The sequence below is a fragment of the Photobacterium sp. OFAV2-7 genome (assembly GCF_022347985.1).
In the GTDB taxonomy this organism is placed as follows: domain Bacteria; phylum Pseudomonadota; class Gammaproteobacteria; order Enterobacterales; family Vibrionaceae; genus Photobacterium.
On sequence record NZ_JAKRFQ010000125.1, the window covers coordinates 1 to 8298 of the forward strand.

General features: G+C 47.1%; 5 protein-coding genes and 1 pseudogene. 2 read left to right on the top strand and 4 right to left on the bottom strand.

What is annotated here, in order from left to right; translation table 11 throughout:
- The coding region (locus MHN01_RS09395) for a glycogen-debranching protein (protein WP_239411113.1) at window positions 1-1523 on the top strand (1523 nt) is incomplete at its 5' end.
- Window positions 1524-1616: 93 nt separating this feature from the next.
- On the opposite strand, the gene MHN01_RS09400 is transcribed toward MHN01_RS09395, so the two are convergent.
- Entirely contained in the window at window positions 1617-2723 is a 1107-nt protein-coding gene (locus MHN01_RS09400; RefSeq protein WP_239411114.1) for a tyrosine-protein phosphatase, read from the bottom strand.
- A gap of 97 nt (window positions 2724-2820) precedes the next feature.
- Complete coding sequence (locus MHN01_RS09405; RefSeq protein ID WP_239411117.1) at window positions 2821-4458, bottom strand: alpha-glucosidase; 1638 nt, start codon at window positions 4456-4458, stop codon at window positions 2821-2823.
- Between the two features lie 236 nt (window positions 4459-4694).
- Between MHN01_RS09405 and MHN01_RS09410 the strand changes: the two genes are divergently transcribed.
- Entirely contained in the window at window positions 4695-5609 is a 915-nt protein-coding gene (locus MHN01_RS09410; RefSeq protein WP_239411115.1) for a LysR family transcriptional regulator, read from the top strand.
- A gap of 112 nt (window positions 5610-5721) precedes the next feature.
- On the opposite strand, the gene MHN01_RS09415 is transcribed toward MHN01_RS09410, so the two are convergent.
- Window positions 5722-7608 (bottom strand): methyl-accepting chemotaxis protein, encoded by a 1887-nt coding sequence (locus MHN01_RS09415; RefSeq protein WP_239411116.1) that lies wholly within the window; start codon window positions 7606-7608, stop codon window positions 5722-5724.
- A 338-nt stretch (window positions 7609-7946) separates the two neighbouring features.
- Window positions 7947-8298: pseudogene (locus MHN01_RS09420) on the bottom strand (starch synthase); the annotation flags it as partial.

The following is an 8298-nucleotide window of genomic DNA, read 5'->3' on the forward strand; positions in this document are numbered from 1 at the left end:
TCACCAAGCAACACCCCCAACTCGACGAACAGCACCAAGGAAGCTATCTCGGATTATGCCAACCCCAAGTTATCGAGTTCTTTAAAGCTCAGGGAATCACCACCCTTCAGTTATTGCCCGTCACTTCCTGTATGTCTGAGCCGCATTTGCTGAAAATGGATAAGGTCAACTTCTGGGGTTACAACAGCCTGTGCTTCATGGCTCCTGAGCCACGCTATGCAGCTAACGATGCAGTCACCGAGATGAAAACCATGATCCGGGAACTGCACAAAAACGGCATTGAAGTGATTATGGATATCGTATTTAACCATACCGCTGAAGGTGGCGAAGGCGGCCCTAAATTCCATTTCAAGTGCCTGGATAAAAACTACTACCTGCAAGATAGCAACAAGAACTACCTCAACTACACTGGTTGCGGCAATACCGTCGATCTCACTTACCAGCCAAGCCTCAATATTGTGTTAGATACCCTGCGCCACTGGGTTACTCACTATCAAATTGACGGCTTCCGCTTTGATTTGGCCGCCACACTGGGACGAAAACGAGATCGCTTTGACACCCAAAGCGCCTTTTTCAAAGCTATCGCCCAGGATCCTATCCTACGGCAAGTCAAACTCATTGCCGAACCATGGGATGTTGGCCCTGACGGCTATCAGCTAGGCCACTTCCCGCGTGGTTGGAACGAATGTAACGACCGCTTCCGTGACACGGTAAAAAGCTACTGGCTGGAAGGCAACAATAACGTCAAGGAATTTGCAACCCGGCTGATGGGATCACGGGATTTGTTCAGTGCCGGAGGCTGGCCGGACAAGCTTCCCGTCAACTTTATCTCATACCATGATGGCTTTACCCTGCATGATCTCGTTTCTTACAATCATAAACACAACCATGCCAACGGCGAGAACAACCGTGACGGGCACGGCGACAACCGCTCTAACAACCATGGTGTAGAAGGTGAAACATCCAACTATTCCGTGATATACAAACGAGAGCGACAAAAACGCAACCTGATGACAACCTTGCTGTTCAGTTTTGGGATCCCTCACTTGCTTGCCGTGGACAGCCTTTCGCACACCCAGGGCGGTAACAACAACGCCTATTGCCAGGATAACGAGATTAGCTGGGCCAACTGGGAGCTCAGCAAGGATGATAAGCGCTTCAATACTTGGCTAACGCAAATGCTAGCAGCGCGAAAACAGGTAATGAGTCCGTTTATTAAGGCCTTCAGCGGGCATGAACGCGGTCATCACCGTATCCACTGGTACCGCTCCAACGGTCAGATGATGACAGCCGAGGACTGGCAGGGACTCAATGCTTTTGCCCTCTATCTGGGGTTATACAAAACAGGCAATGAGTTGATGTTCCTGATCAATAGCTCTGATATCCCTACCCGCTATCGCCTGCCGAGCGGGAGTAAATGGTCCATCGTTTGTGATACATCCGAATCTCGCCTCAACCAGCGCCAGGTTCAGACGACCTATATGCAAAGTGCCAAATCGATGACGATTCTCTATCGCGAATAATCACTGTCATAGGCAGCGGACGAACAATAGCCCAGCTCATGCTGGGCTTTGTTATAAGCCAATAAGGAAATATTGGTTAGAAACAGGTATCAACTACGCGTTACAAGCCAAATTTCGACAGGCCCTGTCAATGACTGCGCCTGATAAGCCCAAACTAGGCAGATAGCGCTTAGCGACAACATCATTGTCAAAACAATCCTCCCCCAATGCGCGACACAAAGCCTGTTCGAGCAAACGGAAGCTTCGGTACTCCCCAATAGCCATCTCGTTAGTCTGCAAATAATTCTGCATAATTTGCGCTTTGTCGGCCCCCATCAACAACTGCAGAAAGCCAACAATCACGCCGGTTCTATCCGATCCCAAGCGACAATGCACATGGTAAGGACCAGGGTTGTCCGCGATGTATCGGATCACCGCCTGTATTCCGCTTTGAAAACCAAGCTCCTCGGCATTAAAGCTTTCATCCCGATCTGACATAAAATAGACCGTCTCGTAGGCGACCGGTACGTTTACAACCTGCTGCTCCAACCACAGTGTTTTATAATAGCTGGCTGGAGCCGAGCGGATATAACTGGCCAGCTGTTGTGATGTTTCAGATAAATTAATCACGGTACGAACACCGTGCTGTTCAAGCAACTTCATTGCGACGCCCTGACGCTCTACTTCAATATCACACAGAGCAACATGCTCAGAACGGGATGGAACAAGCGGATGATAAGATCGAAAAAGGTTACCCTCAGCGATTTTCCCCCCTTCAACCTGACGAAAGTTTGCCAAGGTATATTCGGACGAGAACTCTGACGCTGATTGTTTGACTTTAAATGAACGTTGGCTGTCTTCAGCTATTTGGGTCAGCTCTGTTTGGCTGATATTTTCCGGCAGCAACAAATAATTGCACCCGTAATTGCCTTGACTATCAAAGCTTTGGCTATTGAAGTAATAACCAACCGGGTATTCCTTATTAAACGGAAGAGGCTGAGACTCATCGTCTCCCCATAGGCAATATTCTATATATCCTGAATTGCCTATTTTATTCAGTTCCTCCCTAGCCTTTCTAAGCACATAGTGGGGGCCAGCCTTGTTAAACTTAAATGCACCCTGCTTTTGCCAATTACTAAAAGTACCAACCAGATAAAGCTGATCTCCATGATAGGGAAGCGTGAAAATTACATCATGCTCTGTATATTGATAATGCAGCATTTCATCCTCATAAAAAAAGGCTCTATCCAAACAACTATTGAATAGAGCCAAGACAATGAATGGAGCTATAGCGAGTTAATCATTCATGTTGTATTCGTTATGCAGGCAGCAGCACCGCAAAAGACTCATACGGTTTTAACGTCACCGTTTCCTCTATTTGCTGGCGATAGTCATAGTTGGAAATAACACATTCAACATTAGCAGCTTGCAGCTCTGCCGGTATATTCACTACCACCTCTTCAGAGGTAAAGTTATTGAGTACAAACAGGCGATGTTGCTCATCAACACGGACATAACCGAATACTTTATCGTGATCTTCAAATACAGGTTCAAAGTCACCATAAACAATCACCGGCAAAGCTTTACGAAGCTCAATCAACTTCTGATAGTGATAGAAGATGGAGTTCTGATCTTCCAGGGCAGCCTCTACGTTAATCTCCGGATAGTTAGGGTTAACCTTTATCCATGGCTGAGCCTGTGAAAATCCGGCATTATCCGTTTGGTCCCAATGCATTGGCGTACGGGCATTATCACGGCTATTTTCATGTACCGCAGCCAGCATTGTTTCAGGCGCAACACCGTTCTCGGTTCGCTCTTTGTAGAAATTCAGGGTCTCGATATCACGGTAATCATCAATGCTTTCGAAGGCAACATTGGTCATGCCGATTTCTTCCCCCTGATAGACATAAGGGGTGCCCTTCATCATATGCATCGTTGTCGCTAGCATCTTGGCCGACTCTACACGATATCGACCGACGTCACCGTACTTAGAGACCACACGCGGCAAGTCATGGTTATTCCAAAACAGGGAATTCCAGCCTTCCTCAGCCAGCTCTACCTGCCATTTAGTCAGGGCACGTTTGAACAGAGGCAGGTCAAGATCGATTGGATTCCACTTGTCACCATACTTCCAGGTCAGAGAAATATGCTCAAACTGGAACACCATCGAAAACTCGTGGCGCTCCGGGTTGCTATACAGCTTGGCTATCTCAGGAGTGGCATCCCATGTTTCTCCTACCGTTAACAGATCTTTTTTGCCAAAGGTCGCCTGATTCATTTCCTGGATCAACTGATGAAGACGCGGACCATTACCCGTGATCTTCTTGTCAATTTCCTTACCAATCAAATCAATCACATCAAGGCGGAAGCCACCGATACCCTGATCGATCCACCAGTTGATCATCTTGTGTACTTCTTCCTGAACCTTCGGGTTTTCCCAGTTCAGATCAGGCTGCTTCTTTGAAAAGATATGGTAGTAGTATTCACCTGTCGTTTCATCATACTCCCACGCCCCACCGCCAAACACGGAACCTTGATCATCTGGCACAGAACCGTCTTCTTTTGGCTGACGCCAAATATAGTAGTCACGGTACGGGTTATCTTTCGACTTACGTGACTCAATGAACCACGGATGCTCATCGGATGTATGGTTTACCACCAAATCCATGATAATTCGAATGTCACGCTGTTTGGCTTCAGCCAGTAGCTGCTGCATGTCTTCCATGATGCCAAACTCAGGGGCGATATCCTGATAATCAGAAATATCATAGCCATTATCATCCATTGGCGAACGGTACACTGGCGATAGCCAGATCACGTTTACACCCAATTTTTTCAGGTAATCCAGCTTGCCGATGATCCCCTGAAGATCCCCCATTCCGTCATTGTTTGAATCACAAAAGCTACGAGGATAAATCTGGTAAACAACAGCATCATGCCACCACTTCGGCGTCATCTTCATGAATATTGGCTCCCTAAAAAGGCAAAAATCAAACAAGTGATATCTTTATTGCCGATATCATAAAACTGTTTTCTAAGGTTTTAAAATACATAAAACCCAAAGTGATATAGATTAAATCTATATCAAAGCAGATTTAGGCGACCATGATCACAAGAATTAGGCATTGAGCATTTTCTTCCATTCAAATAAATGTGAGACTTGTCGATATTATTTTCTGCTCTACTTTTCCTATGGATAAAAGCTACAAACAGTTTCTTGTGGTTGCCGAACTGGGTAATATCAGCCAGGCAGCCAGCCACCTTGGACTCAGCCAGCCGACACTGACCAGCAACATGAAAAAGCTGGAGGCGAGCTTTGATGTTCCGCTCTTTATCCGTAAATCAAAAGGTGTAGAGCTCACCGAGTATGGCCAGCTATTACAGGAACAGGCCCTTGAACTGCAACGTCGCCATGATGCCCTGTTGCACAAAATGGCCGATCTCAAAGAGCGCAAGACCGAGAAGATCCGAATGGGGACAGGCGATGCCTGGTGGGAAGTTTTCGTCAAGCAGGCACTGCAACAATACAGCTACAATAACCCTTCTATCTCTATTCAGCTAGAGTTCGGTAACCACCTCAAGCTCATGGATATGTTGATCCATGGTCAAATTGACTTGTTTGTCGGGCACGAAATTATCGGCCTGTCACGACGCTGTAATGTAAGCTTTATACCTCTTCTCCAGGACAAAGAAGCCTTGTTCGTTCACCAGTCCCATCCGTTACTGCTCAATCAGGGAAAAGACTCTGATACCGAGTACTACCCGCTGCTTCAGGTCACACCGGATTCCGAAAGCTATCAGCACCTCATAGAGAATCCGCAGCCCAAACAACTGGAACGGGAAAGAAAAAAGGTCTCTGAACGCATCGTCTATGAGATCAACTCACTCAGCGCCAGCATTGATATCCTCACGACCACCACAGCAATTATGCCCTACCCGCTTCGCATGGCTGATCACTTCTCGCAGTCGAATATCGTACCGCTCACGCTGGATCAAAAAGCCCAGACCGGAACTGTCGGTATTTACCACCTCAATGAGCCCCTTGTTGACCATGTCAGTGACATCAAGCACCAACTAATCGCCTGCGGCCAGCAGCTGAGCGAGTAAGTCTATAAAAAGCCTGCGATACCAGCTAAGGTTTCACAGGCTTTCATTTTTAGGGTCTAGATTCAGGTTCTAGGCTATTTGGCCTAGAATATCTGCAACCAACTTACTGCCACTACACTACAAATGTCGCCACTTTGTCATTCAGGTTAGTTGCCTGGGCACTAAGATGCTCAGCCTGTTGGCGAGCCTCCCTGGCATCATTCGCTAGCTGATCGGTCACATCTTTAATCGTGGTTGTGTTTTGAGTGATTTCATCAGTGACATGGGTTTGCTCTTCGGCAGCTGTTGCAATCTGGGTGGCCATATCACTGATCATTGCTACCGAATCATTAATTTGATCCAGTGCCGCCGTCGCCTGATCGGCATCTTCTACCGAGCACTGCGCCAGTTGCGAGCTGGTTTCCATCAGATGAACGGCTTTAGATGTCGTTTGCTGTAATGTCGCAATCATTGACTGGATTTCTTCTGTCGAGGTATGAGTTCGCTGAGACAACACTCTTACTTCATCTGCCACAACAGCAAAACCACGCCCCTGCTCGCCTGCACGTGCCGCTTCGATAGCCGCATTCAGGGCCAGTAAGTTCGTTTGTTCCGCAATCCCCTGAATGGTCGACAAAATACTGTTGATCCCCTGAGCATGGTCATTGAGCTCACTGATAACCGTTGTCGCTTCGCTTACCTCGGTAGCCAGGTTGTTGATTGATACCTTGCTCTGAGCCACCAGCTCGCTGCCGTTGTGAGTATGAGTGGTCGAATCCTGTGCTGCCCGAGCAGTCTGTTCGGCATGAGAAGCAATTTCCTGAGTAGCTGAAGCCATCTCTGTAACGGCCGTTGCCACCATGGCGATCTCATCTTGCTGGCACTGTAGATCACGTGCCGATTTATCTGCACGTTGTAGCCCTTCACTCGACGTCTGGCTTAGCTCAACACCCTGGGTACGAATATGGCCAATCAGCAACTGCAGGCTGGCTACAAACTGGTTAAAGTTCGCAGCTAACTCGCCCACTTCATCCTTGCTGTCCAGTTCTATACGCTGGGTTAAGTCACCACCGCCCTGCGCGATTAGTGCCAAGGCGTTAGATACTTGCTTCAGAGGCCTGAACAAATACCCACAAAGCAGGTTAAACAAGAAGACACAAATAATCACAACCAGCAGTGTCGTCAGCATTTGATCATAGAGCGTACTATAGAGGGGTGCCACGACAGAGTCATAGTCAATCACAACAACAGTGTTTAGCCCCTTGCCTTGGATAGGCGCAACAAAGACAAAGCTTTCATTACCGTTTAGCACCTTCTTCTCAATATGCCCTTCACGAGCTAAGTTCTTGATCAAGGTATCAGTCAGATCACTATCAATCGTGCTAATCGTCTTATTTAACAGCGATGAATCTGCATGAGCAAAAACATTTCCTTCGGCATTAGCGATGAACATGTACCCTTCACCAGGTAATGTCACCTCCTCCAGCTGTTTGATGATGTTCGCCATCTCGACATCTGCACCAAGCACTGCACGCTGGCCTGACACTGTTAACGCCTTGCCCATAGAAACAACCGTAGCGCCTGTTGCTGCTGCAATCGTCGGGTTTTCTACCGTTACAGCGCCATTAAGTTTAATGGCATTTTGATACCAACCCCATTTGCGCGGGTCGTTGTTGCCCGGTGGAAGCTGGACATCATTGGCATTCACCTGACTACCATCACTAAAGGCAAGAAACACATTGTCGAATTTTGCCGAGTCCCGGACCTGCTTTAAGTGCTCGGTCAAGGCATCATTTGTCGCATTCGTTGGCATCGCCGACAGAGCCGACGCTTTTGAATCCATCCAATCAATAACGTAATTGTTATAAGCCGATGCAACACCGCGAAGCCGATCATTAAGATCATCATCAAGACGGCCCAGCGAGGAGATAAATGAAAGTGCTGTCACCAGCATTCCACCCAAGATAATGGCGATACTGGCCGAAAGCGCCAGTTTTTGCCGAAGAGTTAGATTAGACATTGATTCCCTTTACGATTCTTATAATAACAGCAATACACATATAATTTTTTCGGCATCATAAACTGTGCCGTATACGACTTGAAAATAAGCCCCCCGACTTAAGCGAAGATCAAATGCCCGCCATTTATTTCAAGCTCCAAAATTATTACACTTTTATTATACTGTTCAAACTATCAGCAGTATTTTCTTGACTCACGTCGACAAAATAAATGCCATAAGAGGATAATCAACGAATGTGGCGAACGGTTTTATTCCGGAAAAAGCAAAGCCCTCGTGAAAGAGGGCTTTGAGGGGATATTGCTTGTTATCTTAATTGCTATAACTGAGCAACAGCTGTTCTACGCTAAATACTCGGGAGTCTGAGGAGAAGCAACACGCCCCTGCTCTTGCCCCTTGTACATACTGACATATTGCTCAGCCGATTCTTTCCACTCAAACTTACACGCCATAGCATTTTGCTGCAGGCGCTTAAACTCTTGTGGCTTCTGGCTATATAGCAACAGGCTGCGCTGAAGCTTGATAAGCAAGGCTTCCGGCGTCGGTGCATCAAAAATAAAGCCCGTTGCTACCTGCGGAGTCTGATCATAGTCGATCACGGTATCCTTTAGACCACCAACCCCACGTACAATCGGCAAGGTGCCATAAGCAAGGCTATACATCTGATTCAATCCGCACGGCTCAAACTCAGAT

What these genes read in the sequence shown, in the direction of transcription:
- MHN01_RS09415 (WP_239411116.1), bottom strand. Translation starts at nt 7,608, where the DNA reads ATGTCTAATCTAACTCTTCGGCAAAAACTGGCGCTTTCGGCCAGTATC.
- MHN01_RS09410 (WP_239411115.1), top strand. Translation starts at nt 4,695, where the DNA reads ATGGATAAAAGCTACAAACAGTTTCTTGTGGTTGCCGAACTGGGTAAT.
- MHN01_RS09405 (WP_239411117.1), bottom strand. Translation starts at nt 4,458, where the DNA reads ATGACGCCGAAGTGGTGGCATGATGCTGTTGTTTACCAGATTTATCCT.
- MHN01_RS09400 (WP_239411114.1), bottom strand. Translation starts at nt 2,723, where the DNA reads ATGCTGCATTATCAATATACAGAGCATGATGTAATTTTCACGCTTCCC.